Source organism: Paraburkholderia humisilvae (genome assembly GCF_902859855.1).
In the GTDB taxonomy this organism is placed as follows: domain Bacteria; phylum Pseudomonadota; class Gammaproteobacteria; order Burkholderiales; family Burkholderiaceae; genus Paraburkholderia; species Paraburkholderia humisilvae.
Genome location: NZ_CADIKH010000018.1, coordinates 151,080 through 168,582 on the forward strand (window position 1 = coordinate 151,080; position 17,503 = coordinate 168,582).

Annotated in this window: 14 protein-coding genes and 2 pseudogenes; 12 read left to right on the forward strand and 4 right to left on the reverse strand. The window is 63.4% G+C overall.

Going from position 1 to position 17,503, the window contains the following annotated elements:
* Positions 1-70: 70 nt before the first annotated feature.
* Together HV796_RS20415 and HV796_RS20420 are read left to right on the forward strand one after the other, a co-directional pair.
* Positions 71-1,051, forward strand: coding sequence for a helix-turn-helix transcriptional regulator (locus HV796_RS20415; RefSeq protein WP_175228308.1), 981 nt, complete (start codon positions 71-73; stop codon positions 1,049-1,051).
* A 164-nt stretch (positions 1,052-1,215) separates the two neighbouring features.
* A complete protein-coding gene (locus HV796_RS20420) occupies positions 1,216-1,431 on the forward strand; it encodes a hypothetical protein (protein ID WP_175228309.1) in 216 nt (71 codons plus the stop codon).
* Positions 1,432-1,474: 43 nt separating this feature from the next.
* Here the strand turns inward: HV796_RS20420 and HV796_RS20425 are convergent, their stop codons facing one another.
* Positions 1,475-3,445 (reverse strand): sigma-54-dependent Fis family transcriptional regulator, encoded by a 1,971-nt coding sequence (locus tag HV796_RS20425; RefSeq protein WP_175228310.1) that lies wholly within the window; start codon positions 3,443-3,445, stop codon positions 1,475-1,477.
* A gap of 463 nt (positions 3,446-3,908) precedes the next feature.
* On the opposite strand from HV796_RS20425, the gene HV796_RS20430 reads away from it, so the two are divergent.
* The 7 genes and pseudogenes from HV796_RS20430 (at position 3,909) to HV796_RS20460 (ending at position 11,180) form a co-directional block, all read left to right on the forward strand.
* Complete coding sequence (locus HV796_RS20430) at positions 3,909-4,964, forward strand: ATP-NAD kinase family protein (RefSeq protein ID WP_175228311.1); 1,056 nt, start codon at positions 3,909-3,911, stop codon at positions 4,962-4,964.
* 116 nt (positions 4,965-5,080) lie between these two features.
* Entirely contained in the window at positions 5,081-6,064 is a 984-nt protein-coding gene (locus HV796_RS20435) for a thiamine pyrophosphate-dependent dehydrogenase E1 component subunit alpha (RefSeq protein ID WP_175228312.1), read from the forward strand.
* Between the two features lie 41 nt (positions 6,065-6,105).
* The gene (locus HV796_RS20440) at positions 6,106-7,110 is read left to right on the forward strand and encodes an alpha-ketoacid dehydrogenase subunit beta (protein WP_175228313.1); all 1,005 of its coding nucleotides are present in this window, start codon (positions 6,106-6,108) and stop codon (positions 7,108-7,110) included.
* Between the two features lie 15 nt (positions 7,111-7,125).
* Positions 7,126-8,244: an acetoin dehydrogenase dihydrolipoyllysine-residue acetyltransferase subunit gene (locus tag HV796_RS20445; RefSeq protein WP_175228314.1), complete on the forward strand. Its 1,119-nt coding sequence runs from the start codon at positions 7,126-7,128 to the stop codon at positions 8,242-8,244.
* A gap of 2 nt (positions 8,245-8,246) precedes the next feature.
* Entirely contained in the window at positions 8,247-9,236 is a 990-nt protein-coding gene (gene lipA, locus HV796_RS20450; RefSeq protein ID WP_175228315.1) for a lipoyl synthase, read from the forward strand.
* 401 nt (positions 9,237-9,637) lie between these two features.
* Positions 9,638-9,997, forward strand: coding sequence for a helix-turn-helix domain-containing protein (locus HV796_RS20455; RefSeq protein WP_175228316.1), 360 nt, complete (start codon positions 9,638-9,640; stop codon positions 9,995-9,997).
* Positions 9,994-11,180, forward strand: a pseudogene (locus HV796_RS20460) (HipA domain-containing protein). Before HV796_RS20455 ends, HV796_RS20460 begins: the two are co-directional and overlap by 4 nt.
* A 20-nt stretch (positions 11,181-11,200) precedes the next feature.
* On the opposite strand, the gene phnE reads toward HV796_RS20460, so the two are convergent.
* From phnE to phnC, 3 genes are all read right to left on the reverse strand, one after another.
* Positions 11,201-12,034: a phosphonate ABC transporter, permease protein PhnE gene (phnE, locus tag HV796_RS20465; protein ID WP_175228317.1), complete on the reverse strand. Its 834-nt coding sequence runs from the start codon at positions 12,032-12,034 to the stop codon at positions 11,201-11,203.
* Positions 12,034-13,002, reverse strand: a complete 969-nt coding sequence (phnD, locus tag HV796_RS20470) for a phosphonate ABC transporter substrate-binding protein (RefSeq protein ID WP_175228318.1) — start codon at positions 13,000-13,002, stop codon at positions 12,034-12,036. Before phnD ends, phnE begins: the two co-directional genes overlap by 1 nt.
* A 69-nt stretch (positions 13,003-13,071) precedes the next feature.
* A complete protein-coding gene (phnC, locus tag HV796_RS20475) occupies positions 13,072-13,917 on the reverse strand; it encodes a phosphonate ABC transporter ATP-binding protein (protein ID WP_175228319.1) in 846 nt (281 codons plus the stop codon).
* 284 nt (positions 13,918-14,201) lie between these two features.
* On the opposite strand from phnC, the gene HV796_RS20480 reads away from it, so the two are divergent.
* The 3 genes and pseudogenes from HV796_RS20480 to HV796_RS20490 form a co-directional block, all read left to right on the forward strand.
* Complete coding sequence (locus tag HV796_RS20480; RefSeq protein ID WP_175228320.1) at positions 14,202-15,239, forward strand: M14 family zinc carboxypeptidase; 1,038 nt, start codon at positions 14,202-14,204, stop codon at positions 15,237-15,239.
* The gene (locus tag HV796_RS20485) at positions 15,236-15,982 is read left to right on the forward strand and encodes an alpha/beta fold hydrolase (protein WP_175228321.1); all 747 of its coding nucleotides are present in this window, start codon (positions 15,236-15,238) and stop codon (positions 15,980-15,982) included. Before HV796_RS20480 ends, HV796_RS20485 begins: the two co-directional genes overlap by 4 nt.
* 728 nt (positions 15,983-16,710) lie before the next feature.
* Positions 16,711-17,503: pseudogene (locus HV796_RS20490) on the forward strand (hypothetical protein); the annotation flags it as partial.

Sequence of the window (17,503 nt, forward strand, 5' to 3'; positions counted from 1 at the left end):
GCGTTCATGTCACCCGTTATACTCGTCAATAGCTGACAACCGATGTCAGGAATTTTTTAGGAGGCCGCAATTGCGCCCAAGCCGGCTCGTGTCGATGCTGCTGTTGCTTCAGGTCAAAGGCCGCGTGACCGCGCAGTCGCTGGCCGAAGAATTCGACGTGTCGGTGCGCACGGTGTACCGCGATATCGATCAACTGAGTTCGGCGGGTGTGCCGGTCTATGCGGACCGCGGGCCGGGCGGCGGATTCGCGCTGCTCGATGGCTACCGCGCGCGGCTGACCGGCATCACGAAGGCGGAGGCCGAGACGCTGTCGATTGCGGGTCTCGGCGGCGCCGCGACCGATCTCGGGTTGTCCGAGCAATTGCGAGCGGCGCAGCTGAAGCTGGTCACGGCGCTGCCCGATGCGGCGCCCGATGCGTCGCGGATCGGCTCGCGGCTACATATCGACCCGGTCGGGTGGTACAGGCGACCCGCGCAAGTGCCTCATCTGACGCTTCTGGCGGGCGCGGTGTGGAACCAGAAGCGGATCGCGATGCAATATCAGAGCCGGGCATCGCCGAACCCGGGCGACGGCGAGACGGAACGCGAACGGGTTCGTGAGCCGCTGGGTCTGGTGCTGAAGGCTGGCGACTGGTATCTGGTTGCGCGGGCACGCACGCAGCTACGCATCTACAAGGTCGCCAACATCACGCATCTGAACGTGCTCGACGAGACCTTCGAGCGGCCGGCCGGGTTCGATTTGCGCACCGAATGGGCTGGCTCGGTCGCGGCGTTTGAAAAGAGTCTGCTGAAGCACGTGGCGCGTCTTCGGTTGACGCAGGAGGGCATGCTGCGGCTCGCCCGGCTCGGCGCCGCGGCCGTCGAGCAGGCGCAAAGCATGCCGCCGGACGACGCAGGCTGGCAGGAAGTCACGCTGCCCGTCGAGCAACTCGACTATGCGGCCGAGCAACTGCTCGGCTTTGCCGATCACGTCGAAGTGCTCGATCCGCCGGAACTGCGCGTGCGGCTAAGGCGCCTCGCGCACCGTATCGCGACGCTCAACGCCGGTTGAGCAGCGCGCGCGGCGGCGCTCCGGCATGCGTGATACGTCTCTTTTCTGCCAACCGAACTGTGATTCAAGCCAATCCGACAAAGTGTGCGTCCCAGCGCGACACGGGTCCTGTAAGGTGGATTGTGTACAGCCGCGCAGACGCGCGGCGGCGTTTCGGAGGCATCATGCAACTGCTTTTTCTGGCCATCGCGACCGTCGCGTTCGGCGCATGGACGACTTATCTTCTCGCCACCACCATCCCGCAGAAGCTGCTGGAACGTGCCGCGCGCCACGGGCGCTACGCGGATCTCGCTAGCACTGACGCTGCCGAAGCCGCTGAAGCCCAGCAAGTGGGACGCGGACGCCGCCGCTACCGTCGCAGCAAACTGGCCGAGCAGTAAGCAGCACGGCTAACGCAAGTACGACCTAGCGGTGAACAAACAGCTAGCCGCGATGCGGCCCAACTATGCCGAGCCTTGCAATGCGACGGTACAGCGTCGCGCGCGAAATACCGAGTTCCTGCGCCGCCGCGTTTGGGTGCCAGTGGTGCCGTGTCAATGCGTCGACAATTCTCGCGCGCTCGTCGCCGACATTCTCCAGCGACGGAATCGCCGCGTCACCGGGCGCCAGCACTGCGGCAACATCCGGCGACAGATGGCGCAATTCGACGCGCACCGAATCGCACACCGCGCACGCATAGCGCAACACGTTGCGCAACTGACGGATATTGCCGGGCCAACGGAAGCCGCATAGCCGCTCGGCCAGACGCGGGTCGAGCGTGACCGCATGGCCGGCGCCTTGCGCTTCTTCTTCGAATACCTCGTGTACCACGTCCAGCACGTCCGCACGCTCGCGCAGCGGCGGCATATGCAGTGTCGCGCCGCTCAACCGGTAATACAGGTCTTCGCGGAACGCGCGTTCCGCGACCATGCGCGACAGATCGCGGTGCGTCGCGCAGATCACGTCGATATCGACGCGCACCGGCGTGTCGCCGCCAAGCGGCATCACTTCCCCTTCGGCGAGCACGCGCAAAAGACGCGTCTGAAGGCTCAGCGGCATATCGCCGATCTCATCGAGAAACAACGTACCGGTGTGCGCGAGCACAATCTTGCCGCGTGCACCGCGGCTACGCGCGCCGGTGAATGCGCCGGGCGCATAGCCGAACAGTTCGCTTTCGATCAGCGATTCCGGAATCGCCCCGCAATTGACGGCCACGAACGGTCGCGCTCGCCGTGTGCCCGCATCATGCAGCGCATGCGCAAACACTTCCTTGCCGACGCCCGTTTCACCCAGTATCAGAATCGGCAGCCGCTTGCCTGCGATGCGCAGCGCGACTTCCGCGTTGTGCGCGACGCGCGCGTCGCGGCTGCGCAGAAAGCGTCCGAGCGCGCCGACGTCGCGCTGCGCGTACGGGTCGGCGTGGCGGCCGGGATCGCGAGTGTCGGAGCCGGTTGCGCAGACTGACGAATGCATCGCGCGTGACGGGCGCCGCAGCGGTTCGCGAATGCGCGCGTAGAGCAACGCGCCGCTCGCACGCAAACGCAGCGGCACGATCGTGTCGCCGCGCGCGACGTCATGCAAATGAAGCGCGGACGTATCGAAGATCTCGTCGACGTGCCGCGGACCGCTCAAGCCCGCGATGCATTCCTGCGCCTTACGATTCGACGCGGCGATATTGCCGCATTCGTCGAACGCGATCAGCACTTCGGGCTGCGCCTCGACGAAGTTGCGGCTTTGATGGCCAAACAGCACCCAGTGCTGAGCGGTCTGGTTCAGGAAATAGCCGTCCTCGATTAACGCCGCGTTTTGCCGCACCAGTTGGAACACGAGCCGCTGGCTGTCGCGATTGTCCGGAGACTGAACCGCCGATGCATCGAGCACGCCGATCAGTTCGCCGGTCGGCGCGAAAATCGGCGATGCGCTGCAGGTCAGCGTCGTGAAGGCCGCGCGAAAGTGGTCGATCTTGTGCACGGTGATCGGCGCGAGATCAGTCAGCACGTTCGCGACCGCGCACGTGCCTTCCTCCTGTTCCGACCAGCATGAACCGATGTAAAGCCCCGCGTGTTTGAAATGGCTGCGGCGGTCGCGATCGATCCGGTAGTCGATGGTCACGCCGTGCGCGTCGGTCAGCATCACGCAATAGTCGGCGACGCGAATCATCTCGTGCAGCCGCGCGAGGCACTGTCCCGACGCGCGTAGAAAGGCCTCCTCCTTGCCCTGCACCTCGCGCAATTCCGCAGACGTAAGCACCCGTGGTCCGATCACCGAGCCAGGGTCAAGCCGGTATTGCTCGTATGAGCGCTGCCACGACGACACGAGTCGTTGCGCATCGGGCGAACTGGCCGGCGCGGGCAGGCGTCCTTCGATAGCGCCACGTACACGATCGATGTGCTGCGTTTGAGCGACGTAGGGCATGGCTCGGCTCCCGTCAGGCGGCGCACGCTGGAGTGGGAATTTCTTGTAGCACATCCGGGCCGTGCAATCACCCTCGCATTGCAGCACGCGCGACAGTTGAGACGATCGTCTCAGCGTCGCGTGAGACAGCAGCGACATTGCGAATCCGGCCGGAAAGGCCCCCCGGTGTTGACGCCAGCGCTTATCGCAGATCGTTCGGAATACTTCGCGTGCGCGCTGCGTGAGACACCTGGGCGATCTTGCAGCGCGTCATGTCCCGTTTGCAAACCGCTTCATGCGCTCACGCGAATCGCTGCGAGCCTTGGCGGGTGCGGTTCAGCGCCTGTCGGACGACGCGCGGAATGTTTGGCATGGGTGTTGCGGTAATGCGCTTCGTCAAAAACGACGCGACGCTTGATGCATCGCGCCGCACATCGCATGCATCGATAAGCAGCCGCCGCCACGCGGCTCAGGAGACAAGCCCTTGCCATCGCCTATCACCGTCGGCGTGATTGCGAACCCCGCATCCGGACGCGACATCCGCCGGCTCACGACGCACGCTTCCGTCTTCCCGACGGCCGAGAAGGCGAACATGGTCGTTCGTCTGCTGGCAGGGCTTGGCATGCTGGGCCACGGCCGCGTGCTGACGCTGCGCGACAAGACCGGTGTCGCCGCGCTGCTGCGCCGTGCGCTCGAGACGCACGCGGCGCTCGGCAACCCCGAGCATTGGCCCGATGTCGAGTTTCTCGATCTGCCGATCACCGACAGCGTTGCGGATACGCACACGGGCGTCGCTCACATGGTGCATGCCGGTGTCGATCTGATCGCGGTGCTCGGCGGCGACGGCACGCATCGCGCGGTGGCCGCGCATTGCGGCAGTGTGCCGCTGCTGACGCTATCGACCGGCACCAACAACGCGTTCCCCGAGATGCGCGAAGCAACGGTCGCCGGCCTTGCCGGTGCGCTGGTCGCTGCCGGCGTCGTGCCGCCCGACGTCGCGTTGACGCGCAACAAGCGGCTGATCGTGCGTTGCGTCGCCGGACCGAATCGCGGCCGCGAAGAAATTGCGCTGGTCGACGTTTGCGTGAGCCGGCAGCGTTTCATCGGTGCGCGCGCGGTGTCTGAGCCGGCCGATATCGAATCGCTGTTTCTCACGTTCGCGTCGCCCGACGGCATCGGACTGTCGTCGATCGGCGGCGCATGGGCGCCGGTCGAACGCAGTGCGTCGCACGGCTTGCATCTGACTTTCGCGCGTAACGGGGAAGCCGGCGTGCCGGTCTTTGCGCCGCTCGCGCCGGGCCGCGTCGAGCAGGTGACGATGCGCACCTGCGAACGGCTCGAAATCGGCGAATGGCTGCCACTCGACGCGGGACGCGGCACGCTCGCGTTCGACGGTGAACGTGAAATCGAAATAGAGCGCGACGACCGCTATGAGATCGCGCTGGATTGGGCCGGGCCGTTGACGGTCGACGTGGGCCGCACGCTGCGCTTCTCGGCGTCGCGGCAATTGATGCGCGAGATGGCCGCGCAGCGCGGATAACGGACGCGGTGCATGCCGCTTCTGCTCACGCGGTGCCGGCCGCCGTTCTTCGCGTCGTTTTGCACCCGCTCGCATAGGGTCGGCGATCGGTATGACCAATGGAAAGGAGACACACCATGTCTGTTTCGAGTCAGTTGAGCAAGGACAAGCTACTGGACGCGTATCGGCTGATGCGCACGATCCGCGAGTTCGAGGAGCGGCTGCACGTCGAGTTCGCGACCGGCGAGATTCCGGGCTTCGTGCACCTGTACGCGGGCGAGGAGGCGTCCGCGGTCGGCACGATGCTGCATCTGAACGACGCCGACTATGTCGCGACCACGCACCGTGGCCATGGCCATTGCATTGCGAAGGGCGTCGATGTGCGCGGCATGATGGCGGAAATCTACGGTCGCAAAACAGGCGTGTGCCGCGGCAAGGGCGGCTCGATGCATATCGCGGATCTGTCGAAGGGGATGCTCGGCGCGAACGGCATTGTCGGCGCGGGCGGCCCGCTTGTGTGCGGCGCCGCGCTTGCGGCGAAGTACAAAAAGAACGGTGGCGTCGGTGTGTGCTTCTTCGGCGACGGCGCGTCGAATCAGGGCGTGATTTTCGAATCGATGAACCTCGCGTCGATCTGGCGCCTGCCCGCGATCTTTATCGCGGAGAACAACGGCTATGCGGAGTCGACATCGTCGTCGTGGGCGGTCGCGTCGGACAACATTGCAGACCGTGCGAGCGGTTTCGGCATGCCGGGCGTGATTGTCGACGGTTTCGATTTCTTCGCGGTGCACGAAGCGGTCGGCGAAGCGATCGAGCGCGCGCGTCATGGCGGTGGACCGACGCTGATCGAAATGAAGCTGTCGCGCTACTTCGGCCACTTCGAAGGCGATGCGCAAACCTATCGCGCGCCGGGCGAAGTGCAGAAACTGCGCGACGAGAAGGATTGCCTGAAGCGCTTCGAAGAGCGTGTCGTGCGGGCGGAGATGTTAAGCATGGCGCAACTGCGCGATCTCGACGGACAAGTGAAGCAGTTGATTGACGGCGCGGTGAGCGACGCGAAGGCGGCCCCATTTCCGGGCGCCGAAGATCTGCTGACCGACGTGTACGTGTCGTACCCGTAACGCGCGAACGGCCCTGACAGCACTGCACTTAGGAGACAGACATGGCACGCAGGATCAGCTATTCACAGGCAATCAACGAGGCTTTGAGCCAGGAGATGGCGCGCGATGAAAGCGTCATCGTGATGGGTGAGGACAACGCGGGCGGCGAAGGCGCGCCCGGCGAGCACGATGCATGGGGCGGCGTGCTCGGCGTAACGAAGGGGCTTTATCACAAGTACCCGGGGCGCGTGCTCGACACGCCGCTGTCGGAAGGCGGCTTTATCGGCGCGGCAGTCGGTGCGGCGGCCTGCGGGATGCGGCCGGTCGCGGAACTGATGTTCATCGACTTCATGGGCGTTTGCTTCGATCAGATCTTCAATCAGGCCGCGAAATTCCGCTATATGTTCGGCGGCAAGGCGGTCACGCCGGTCGTGATCCGCACGATGCAGGGCGCGGGCTTGCGCGCAGCGGCCCAGCACTCGCAGATGCTGACTTCGCTCTTTACGCACGTGCCGGGGCTGAAGGTGGTTTGTCCGTCAACGCCGTATGACGCGAAAGGCCTGATGATCCAGGCGATCCGCGATAACGACCCGGTTATTTTCTGTGAGCACAAGCTGCTGTACGGGCGCGAGGGCGACGTGCCCGAAGAGCTGTATTCGATTCCGTTCGGCGAAGCGAACATCGTGCGCGAAGGCGACGACGCAACAATCGTCACGTATGGCCGCATGGTGCACTTCGCGACCGATGCCGCCGACCAGCTCGCGAAAGACGGCGTCCACGTCGAGATAATCGATTTGCGCACGACGTCGCCGCTCGACGAAGACACGATCCTCGAAAGCGCGGAGAAGACCGGTCGCGTGATTGTCGTCGACGAGGCGAATCCGCGCTGCTCGATTGCCACCGATATTGCCGCGCTCGTCGCGCAGAAGGCATTTCATGCGCTGCAGGCGCCGATCGAGCTTGTCACCGCGCCGCACACGCCCACGCCGTTCGCAAGCGTGCTCGAAGATCTGTATATCCCGTCGGCGGACAAGATCGCCGCCGCGGTCATTAAGGCACGCAACTGAACGAGGAACCGAGCCATGCCGATTCACATGATTACGATGCCCAAGTGGGGCTTGTCGATGGAGCAGGGGCAGGTCAACGGCTGGCTGAAGGCGGTCGGCGACAAGGTAGGCCGCGGCGACGAGTTGCTCGATGTCGAGACCGACAAGATTTCGTCGGGTGTCGAGTGCGCGTTCGACGGGACCTTGCGCCGGCAGATCGCGCAGGAGGGCGACACCTTGCCGGTGGGGGCGCTGCTTGGCGTGGTGGCCGATGTCGAAACGCCGGACGCGCAGATCGACGAAGCGGTTGCCGCATTCCAGCGCGACTTCGTGCCGGCGGCGGCAGCGGATGCCGAAACCGGACCGCAACCGGAGAAAGCGCAGATTGGCGGTCGCACGGTGCGCTATCTGAAGATCGGCGACGGCGGCGGCACGCCGGCGGTATTGATCCACGGTTTTGGCGGCGACCTGAACGCCTGGATGTTCAACCATGCGGACCTGGCCGCGCACCGCGAGGTCTGGGCGCTCGATCTGCCGGGTCACGGCGAGTCGGGAAAAGCAGTCGACACGGGCAGCGCCGACGAACTGGCGGACGCGGTGCTCGCGTTTCTCGACGACCGTGGGATCGAGCGCGCGCATCTGGCCGGGCATTCGATGGGCAGCCTCGTCGCGATGACCGTCGCCGCGAAAGCGCCGGCGCGCGTCGCATCGCTCGCGCTGATCAGCGGCGCGGGACTCGGCGACGAGATCAATCGCGCCTACATCGAGGGCTTCGTGGCGGGCACCAGCCGCAATACGCTGAAGCCGCACCTGCTGCAGTTGTTCGCGGACCCGACGCTCGTCACACGGCAGATGATCGAAGACGTCGTGAAGTACAAGCGGCTCGAAGGCGTCAACGACGCATTGCAGAAGATCGCCGGGCGGGCGTTCGTCGAAGGCGTGCAGCAGAAGACTTATCGCGATCGGCTCGGCACGCTCGCACCGCGCGTGATGGTGATCTGGGGCGCGCAGGATCAGGTCATTCCTGCGCGGCACGCGCAAGAGTTGCCCGGCGAGATCCGCGTGCATGTGCTGGACGGCAAGGGCCATATGGTGCACATGGAAGCGGCGTCCGAAGTGAACCGGCTGTTGAACGACTTCTTCGGAGCGACGTGACAATGGCAGCCGTTCGGGACACGGAAGCCTTGCCCCCGGGCGCGACCGCGCTCGGGCAGCACGGCCTGCGCAGCCGCGACAAACTGGCGCGCATTCCGGTGAAGATCGTGCCGCCTGCGCGCGCGGACGTGTTGCCCAAGCCGCGATGGCTGCATGCGAAACCCATGATGAGCGAAACGGTGGCCGGCATGGCGGCGATTCTGCGCGCGCATCGGTTGCACTCGGTGTGCGAGGAAGCGATGTGTCCGAACATCGGCGAATGTTTCGCGCAGCGCACGGCGACCTTCATGATCATGGGCGGCGTCTGCACGCGGCGCTGTGCATTCTGCGATGTCGCGCACGGCCGGCCGGCGCCGCTCGATAACGACGAACCCGCACGACTCGCCGATGCAGTGGCGGCACTCGGGTTGCGCTACGTGGTGGTGACGTCGGTGGACCGCGACGATCTGCGCGACGGCGGCGCCGCGCACTTCGCGCGGTGTGTCGCGGCGTTGCGCGAGCGCGTGCCGGGTATTCGCGTCGAACTGCTGACGCCGGACTTTCGCGGCCGCATTGAGCGCGCGCTCGATGCGCTGTCGGCCGCATGGCCCGACGTATTCAATCACAACGTCGAGACCGTGCCATCGCTTTATCGTGCCGCGCGCGCCGGGGCGAGCTACGAGGGCTCGCTCGAACTGCTCGCGCGCGTGAAGCGCGCGCATCCGCGCATGCTAACGAAGTCGGGCTTGATGGCCGGACTCGGTGAGACCGACGCGGCCTTGGTGGACACGATGCGCGATATTCGCGCGCACGATGTGGATGTGTTGACGATCGGCCAGTACCTGGCGCCTTCGCAGTTTCATCTGCCGGTGCGGCGGTATGTGCCGCCCGCGACGTTCGATGCATGGCGCGACGAAGGATTGCGCATCGGGTTCAAGGAAGTGGTCGCGGGTCCGCTGGTGAGGTCTTCGTACCATGCGGACCAGGTGGGCATTGAACACCACTGTCCCTGAATCGTGAGCGAGAACAAAACTGGATCACATTCGAATACACGCGGCGCGCGCAACGATGATTCGCACGTGAGCACGTGAGCACGTGAGCACGTGCGCTGGGCATTTGACTCGCGCATACCGGGTGTCCATTTCAACATCGTCGCGACGCGCATAAAAACTGTTTGATCGCACAGTTTTGGCGTTTTGAACCTCCAATCTCGCCAAAACCTGTGCGATCGAACAGTTTTACCTGCTTCGCTGGCTTGAACAAGCCAAAACTATGCGAGCGCACAGTTTTACGTTGGAATCTGGCCGATTTTCTGAAATACTGTTCGAACGTAAAGTTTTCGTCTTGAATCCGGACGTGCTCAATCCGTCCTGAAAACTTATATTTTGCGGACAAATCGCGCCGGAGCAACTTTATGCGTCACACCCTAAAAAGGGCGTCCGATATCGGCGGAATCATCCGCGCTGCAAGAAAGGCCCAGCGTCTGCGTCAGGATGACGCCGCAGGCAGTGTCGGTGTGAGCGAATCCTTCATGGTGAAGGCCGAGCGCGGCGCGGTAACCGTCCAATGGGGGAAGCTCTTCCAGATCCTGCAAGGGCTGGGTGTGCAGGTGGCCGTGGATATTCCCGATGCGGGTCCTGAACTGCTAGACGCGCAATCGGCTAAAGCAAGGCATCGCGCCGAGGCGAGGCGGCAGCGCGCGGCCGAACGTCGCTTGCCCGCCGCCGAAGCAGGGCGGATCAGCAAGCGCTCCGGCCGGGGAGATCCGGTATGAGCGGGCGCCTCCTTTTTGCATCGCTCGATGGGCAGGCGATCGGTACGCTGCACGAGAACCAGAACCTTTGGGCGTTCACCTACGCGAAGTCGTGGTGCGACAGCGCGGCCAGTTTTCCGCTGAGTCCCCATCTGCCGCTTCAGAACGCCGCGCTGCATGACGGCGCCAGCACGCGTCCGGTGCAATGGTATTTCGACAATCTGTTACCGGAAGAAAGCGTCCGTGCGTTACTTGCGGCTGATGCGGGACTACCCGATATCGCTGACGCGTTCGCGCTTCTTGAACACTATGGCCGGGAGTCCGCGGGGTCAATCACGCTTCGCGCAGCCGACGATTCAGCGGATGTCGATTGCAGCCTGCGGCTGCTTGGCGACGCCGAGCTGGACGCGCGCATCCGCAATCTGCCTGCGGTGCCGCTCACCCATAGCGCACCCAAAAAAATGTCGCTTGCCGGCGCACAGCACAAGCTCGCCGTCGTGCTGCGAGACGGGCAAATCTTCGAGCCTGGTGGGCAGGCATTGTCTACGCATATTCTCAAACCGAACCACCCGCAACCGCAGGACTATCCCCATTCGGTGGTGAACGAATGGTTCGTGATGAAGCTCGCGCGCCGCGTTGGTCTGGATGTGCCGGACATCGAGCGGCGCTATGTGCCTGCACCGGTGTACCTGATCAAGCGGTTTGACCGCGAGCTCAGCGAGGACGGCACGGTGACACGGCACCACGCAATCGATGGGTGCCAACTGCTCAATCTGGCCGCGACGATGAAATATTCCGGCTGGTCGCTCGAAGCATTGTCCGAATTGGTTGGCCACTGTCGCGCCCCCGCGACTGCGCGGCTTCGCATGTTCCGTTGGCTGCGCGCGGCCGTTGGCCGGACCTTGTGGAGTTCACGAGGCCGATAGGAGGCGTGCAACGCTACGCGGACTTTACAGCGGACCTGCTTGTGCAGGCCGGCGTCGCGCTGGGTCTGACGCGTGTGACCGCATTACGCCAGATCGACGATTTGCTTCGGCGTATTCCCGTCGAGGCGGACGCGCTGCTTGCTGAGGTTAGCGCGGAAAACGCAGTGATACTCGCTGAGCGGTCGCATCTCGCCGCCACCTTCGGCGGCGAGATGCGGTGCTTGCGGGCGATTTGCCACATCGTGATCAGGGAGATGGTGCAACGTCTGCGGCACTGACTACTCCAGCATGCCACCCATCAGATCACCCGCTCACGCAATTTCGCGGACAACACATCGATCACCGTCACCACCACGATCACCATCAGCAGCACCGCGGTCGTTTGCGCATAGTCGAACGAGCGGATCGATTCGTAGAGCACCACGCCGATCCCGCCCGCGCCGACCATCCCGACCACCATCGCCGAGCGCACGTTCGATTCGAACCGGTACAACGTATACGAGATCCACAGCGGCAGCACCTGCGGCAGCACGCCATAGATGATCTCGTCAAGACTCGTCGCGCCGGTTGCGCGCACGCCTTCGGCCGGGCGCGGGTCGATCGCTTCGACCGCCTCCGCGAACAGCTTGGCGAGCACGCCGGTCGTATGCACCCACAGCGCGAGCACACCCGCGAACGGGCCGAGGCCGACCGCGACAATGAACAGCATCGCGAACACCATCTCGTTGATCGCGCGGCACGCATCCATCGCGCGCCGCACCGGCTGGACGACCCAGACCGGCGCCATGTTGTGCGCGGACATCAGTCCCAACGGAATCGCGCAGACAATCGCGAGTGCAGTACCCCACACCGCAACCGCAAGCGTCACCAGCAGTTCTTGCGTATAGATGCGCCAGTCGGTGAAGTTCGGCGGGAAGAAGTCCTTCGCGAACTGCCCCATGTTGCCCGCATCCGCGAACAGATCGAGCGGGCGCATATCCGCGGCGCGCCACGACAGGCCGAGTACCGCGATCAATGCGATCCAGCCGAACGTCGAGCCCCAGCTCCGCTTGCCGGCGGCCGCGGCGTCCGGCGCCGCGACTGCTTTCGACTGCCGTGTGCCGCGTTCGCTGGCGATGTCTGCGCTATTCATTATTGCTTCGCGGCCGCGTCGTTGAGTGCGCTCAGCTTGGCATCGATCGCGGCGACCTGCGTCTTGCGCTCCGCATCGGAGAGGCTCGTGTCAGCCTCGAGCTTCTGCTTCTGCTGGAACAACGCGACCTGGCGGATCGGCACAAGCTGTGCGTCCGACGACGCTGCAAAGCCGCTATAGTTGGTCAGGTTTTTCATCACTTCCTTCTCGTGCGGATCGGTCTTCGCATAGCTGACGAAGAAGTCGCGCAGCTTCTCCTTTGTCTCTTGCGGCAGATCCTTGCGGTACACGAGCGGGTCGCTCGGAATCAGCGGCGACTTCCACAGCACGCGCACCTGCGCGAACTTGTCCGGGTGCTGCGTTTGCAGGCGGTCGAGTTCCTGCGTGTTGTTGGTCGCGACGTCGATCTTGTTGTTGATCACCGCCAGCAGGTTCGCCTCGTGGCTCGACGGCAGCACCGTCTTGAACGACACCGACGTCACGGGCACGCCACGTTTCGCAAACAGGTAGTAGCCGGGAATCAGCGTGCCGGAGGTCGAGTTCGGATCGCCCCAGCCGAGGTTCACGTCCTTTGTGTTCTTGAATACGTCGTCGAGCGTCTTGAAGCGGCTGTTCACGTTCGTGATCAGCACCGAGTAGTAACCGCCGACACCGTTCGCATTGACAGACTTCACAAACACTTCGCCGTTCGAGCGGTCCACCGCTTCCATCGCCGACGCGTTGCCGAAGTAGCCGATCTGAACCTTGTTGAAGCGCATCGCTTCGATGATGCCCGCGTAATCCGTCGCGAAGAACGCCTTCACGTGCAGGCCGGTCTTCCTGTTCAGATCGTCGATCAGCGGTTGCCAGCGCTGCCGCAGCGTGCTGGATGCATCGGTCGAGATGATGCCGAAATTAAGGTCTTCAGCATGAGCGGCGACGCAGGCAAAGGTAGCTACGCCGACGATCAGTGAGCGCAAGAATTTCATGAGTTCAGAATCCCGGTTGGTTTGGGTCGGTATAAAACAGCTTGGAATCGTGTGTCCGCTGGTGCGGCATCACGTTGAATGCGCTGGATCGAGCGCAAAGGAGTACGACCGCGGCGCGTGCGGCACATCGTCATCGGCAGGTTCTTCCAGCAGTTCGCGCGCATCGTCGCCGTACAGCTGCTTCAACAGCGCCGGCGTCAGGTTGGCCGACGGGCCGTCGTAGACAACCTTGCCGCGCCGTAGCGCAATCGTTCTCGGGCAGTACTGCATCGCGATATCGACCTGATGCAGCGAGACGAGAACGGTCAGCCGATGCTCGGTATTCAGCTTGCGCAGCATATCCATCACGCGGCGCGACGATTCGGGGTCGAGCGACGCGATCGGTTCGTCGGCGAGGATGATGCGCGCCTGCTGCACGAGGGTGCGTGCAATTGCCGCGCGTTGTTGCTGGCCGCCGGACAGATTGCTCGCGCGTTCGCGCAGGTGGTCGCCAATACCGACTTCACGCAGCGCGGCTAGCGTGAGCTCGCGTTCGCCGCGCGGAAACATGCCCGTCAGTCGCCGCCACAACGGCAGCCGCGCAAGGGCGCCGACCAGCACATTGGTTTCGACCGTCATGCGGCCGACAAGATTGAATTGCTGGAAGACGAAGCCGATATCGCGCCGGATGCGCCGCACTTCACGCACGATGCGGCCGTTCTGCTGGATCGGCCGGCCGAGAATTTCGATTTGCGATGGTTGCGCATCAGAGGCCGTGAAGCCAGCGATATGCCGCAGCAATGTCGATTTGCCCGAACCGGACGCACCGATCAGCGCGACCATTTCGCCGGGCTCGACACGCAAGTCGATTTCGTCGAGCGCTTTGCGGCCGTTACTGAACGTCTTGCTCAAACGTTCGATGCGGATGGCTTCCATAGATGTCCTGTCAATGACGCCAGCTTTTCGCCGGAACGTTCGGCCACATTCTAGGAAGCGACTATGACGGTTGAGTGAAAGCTGTCGCAACGTCTAGACGACTATATGTATCAGAATGTGAATACGGCCTGACGACGTACCGTTCGTACGCATGTGTCAATCACATGACAGCGTCTTGCATGCGTCGCATCACTGTCATGTAACCGCGCGCTGAACAGGCTATATTTGAAGGGGTCAGTGCATGAGTCGTCCCCAATAATGCAGCCTTTCACGCAGGCGCCGCCATGCAAAAGGTTCTCAGCTTTTTGCCCGACTCATTCGCGGAATACGAAGAGCTGAAGGCTATCCTCGAAGGCGGCAGTGCCCTCTTTGAGATTCGAACCGCATGCGAGACGAGGGTGCGGGGCAGGTCGTTCGCCGTGTTCACAGCGAGTATCGGCTCGACCGATCCGCTTGCGCCCACGATCGGATTTTTCGGCGGCATTCACGGGCTCGAACGCATCGGATCACAACTGGTGCTCGATTACATGCGATCGCTGGTGGGCCGTCTCGAATGGGACGAACTGCTCGTCCGCCAGTTGCAATCGATTCGTCTGATCTTTGTCCCGATTGTCAATCCAGGTGGCATGTGGGCCGCCACGCGCGCGAATCCGAATGGGGTCGACCTGATGCGCAACGGACCGCAGGATGCCGACGAGCATGTGCCGTGGCTTGCCGGTGGGCAGCGGCTCGGCGCGTGGCTGCCGTGGTATCGCGGCCGGCGCGGCGCGCCGATGGAGCCGGAAGCGGCTGCGTTGCTGCACGTGGTGGCAAGCGAACTGGCGTCGCGTCCGTTCAGCATCGCGCTCGACTGCCATTCCGGTTATGGCTGGCGCGACAGTATCTGGTTTCCTTATGCGCGCACGCGTCGCGCGATGCCAAACCTGCCGGAAATGTTCGCGCTAAAGATGATGTTCGAGCATGCCCATCCTCATCACGGCTATCTGTTCGAGCCGCAAAGCCATCAGTATCTGCTGCACGGCGACCTGTGGGATTGCGCCTACGACCGACGTCCCCCAACGAGCATCTTTCTGCCGCTGACGCTCGAACTGGGCTCGTGGATATGGATCAAGAAGAACCCGCGGCAGCTTTTCTCGCGGCAAGGCATGTTTAATCCGGTGAAGGCACATCGCACGGCGCGTGTGCTGCGCCGGCATGCGAACCTGCTCGACTTCCTGACGCGTGCCGCCTACTCGCCGCAGCGCTGGCTGCCTCAAGGGGCGGCGCGCCAGCAGCTACTGCAGCGCGCGTTCGACTTCTGGTATCGGACCCAGCGCGTATGAGCGCATGGATTTTGCTGCGCGGGCTCACGCGCGAATCGCGGCACTGGGGGACGCTGCCGCAACGCCTCACCGAGGCATTCGGCGGGGCGCGCGTGCTGCCGGTCGATCTTCCCGGCAACGGCGAGTTTGCCGCATTGCGCTCGTATCGCAGTGTGGCGGATATGGTGGGCTTCGCGCGCCTGGTCGCGTTCGAACGCGGCGTTCCAGGACCGTACCGGGTACTCGCCATGTCGCTCGGCGGAATGGTCGCAACCGACTGGGCGCAACGGCATCCGCATGAAATCGAGTCGCTCGTGCTGATCAACACGAGCATGCGTCCGTTCAACCCGCCGCAAGAACGGTTGCGGCCGCAAGCATGGCCGCAGCTGATGCGCATCGCCGCGCATTGGCGCGACCCGCTCGGCGTGGAAAGCGCGATTCACGCGTTGACCTGCAATAACCGGCTGACACTCGCGGACGACCTCGACATATGGGTCGACATTCGCCGCAGCGCGCCGGTGAGCCGCATCAACGCGTTGCGCCAGCTGCTGGCAGCGGCTTCGTTTCGCGCCGCGCCGCAGCCGCCGCGGTGCCGTGCGTTGATCCTGTCATCCGCCGCGGACGGCCTCGTGAATCCGATCTGTTCCGCGAGCGTCGCGGCGGCGTGGCACGCGCCGCATCGACAACATGCATCCGCCGGTCACGATCTGCCGCACGACGACCCGACGTGGGTCGTCGAACAGGTGCGTGACGGCTTCCGGTAGCGACGATTGGCGGCACTCGGCTTTTCATCCCGGCGTACCGCGAAATTAATTCGATGCGTCAATTTGCCATTCACATTTATGTCATTTTCTCGAAAACGAATGCTAACATTTTTAATAGAAATTAAACAACGTTAACTAACGAATTTTTAAAGGATTGTTATCGTTTGTGCGGTGGCGTACTTTGCACAGGATGCTTACTTTGTAATATCAGTGTGCAAGACTTCGAGGCGGATAGAAATATATTCTGCTTTGAATCCGCATGATTTTAAGGAAGTCGTAAAAGATACGTTTTCAGAAGCATGCCAGATGACTCGGCGTTCGCGCGGTAATCCGTACGCGCGGCCATGAAGGCTTGTCAGGAAAGGCGTCGTGAAGGAGAGTATGCGCTTTGATGTGGTGCATGCCGGGCGAAACGGGGGACCCGTCCAACAAAAGAGAAACGTTTTTTTATTAGTGAATAGCGGCCGGAAAAGCATTGCAAGCAATTGAATTTAAATCAATTAAAAGATTGCGAAATAATAATTTTGCGGTGCAATGTCGATTTGGGTGTTTCAGAGTGGAAACATAAAACACGGGCGTAAACCCTAAAAAAATTACAGAGCGTATCGAAAAAGCGCGGCTTTACCCTTTTCAGTCAAACGTTTGCGCGCATGGCACCGCCTATGCAGGAAGTGTCGCGGATTGGCGTAGTGCTGCCAAGCCGCCCCCCATCCTTTGAGGAGGATCCCATGCGAAAAACTTTACTGGCGACCGCTGCAGCCCTGGCCCTCGGCTTCAGCGGTTACGCGATGGCAAACCCATGCAGTAGCAATGACTCGTCGTGCGACCAGACGGCCGCGGGCGGCAGCAACACGCTGACGAGTACAGCAGCAGCGACGCAGACGGCGACGGGTAGCAATGCTAATGAAATCGCGTCCGGTGCGAACCTGTGGCAGGACTCCTACAACAGCACCAAGGTCGTTGCATTGAGCCGGCTCGATGGCACCGTGAGCAATGTCGGTGTCACCAACATCGGTAACGTCGCGACGAACTACGGCAGTGCGGCGGGCGGACGTGGCGGCAGAGGCGCCGCGGGCTTCGGCGGCATTGGCGTGGGCGGCAACGGTGGCGCAGGTGGCGCTGGCGGTAGCGGCGGCAACGGCGGCAGCGCGACCAATGGCGGCGCGACGGCGGGCGACGCGTACAACGCGGGCGCAGTGGCCGGCGACGGCAATGCAGGCAACGGCGCACGCGGCGGTTCCGCGCACGCGGGCGGCACGCAGGGTGGCAACGGCACCGGCAGGGGCGCGCTCGGCGCGGCCGGCAGCCTCGCGGCCGGCGGTTTCGCGGGTGGTCGTGGCGGCGGTGTAGGCGGCAACGGCGGTGACTCCGGCGCAGGTGGCGCAGGTGGCGCAGGCGGCAATGCACGCGGCGGCGGCAGTTCGACGGTGAGCTCGAGTTCGCCGGGTGGAGCGGGCGGCGCAGGTGCGGCAGGCGGCGCGGGCGGCGGAACCGGCGGTGCGGGTAGCGGCACGGGCGGCG

Bases quoted from the DNA above. Each gene is read 5' to 3' on its own strand.
- HV796_RS20425 (WP_175228310.1), bottom strand. From the start codon at position 3,445: ATGCCCTACGTCGCTCAAACGCAGCACATCGATCGTGTACGTGGCGCT.
- HV796_RS20440 (WP_175228313.1), top strand. From the start codon at position 6,106: ATGGCACGCAGGATCAGCTATTCACAGGCAATCAACGAGGCTTTGAGC.
- phnC (WP_175228319.1), bottom strand. From the start codon at position 13,917: ATGGAAGCCATCCGCATCGAACGTTTGAGCAAGACGTTCAGTAACGGC.
- phnE (WP_175228317.1), bottom strand. From the start codon at position 12,034: ATGAATAGCGCAGACATCGCCAGCGAACGCGGCACACGGCAGTCGAAA.
- HV796_RS20485 (WP_175228321.1), top strand. From the start codon at position 15,236: ATGAGCGCATGGATTTTGCTGCGCGGGCTCACGCGCGAATCGCGGCAC.
- HV796_RS20480 (WP_175228320.1), top strand. From the start codon at position 14,202: ATGCAAAAGGTTCTCAGCTTTTTGCCCGACTCATTCGCGGAATACGAA.
- HV796_RS20420 (WP_175228309.1), top strand. From the start codon at position 1,216: ATGCAACTGCTTTTTCTGGCCATCGCGACCGTCGCGTTCGGCGCATGG.
- phnD (WP_175228318.1), bottom strand. From the start codon at position 13,002: ATGAAATTCTTGCGCTCACTGATCGTCGGCGTAGCTACCTTTGCCTGC.
- lipA (WP_175228315.1), top strand. From the start codon at position 8,247: ATGGCAGCCGTTCGGGACACGGAAGCCTTGCCCCCGGGCGCGACCGCG.
- HV796_RS20445 (WP_175228314.1), top strand. From the start codon at position 7,126: ATGCCGATTCACATGATTACGATGCCCAAGTGGGGCTTGTCGATGGAG.
- HV796_RS20455 (WP_175228316.1), top strand. From the start codon at position 9,638: ATGCGTCACACCCTAAAAAGGGCGTCCGATATCGGCGGAATCATCCGC.
- HV796_RS20435 (WP_175228312.1), top strand. From the start codon at position 5,081: ATGTCTGTTTCGAGTCAGTTGAGCAAGGACAAGCTACTGGACGCGTAT.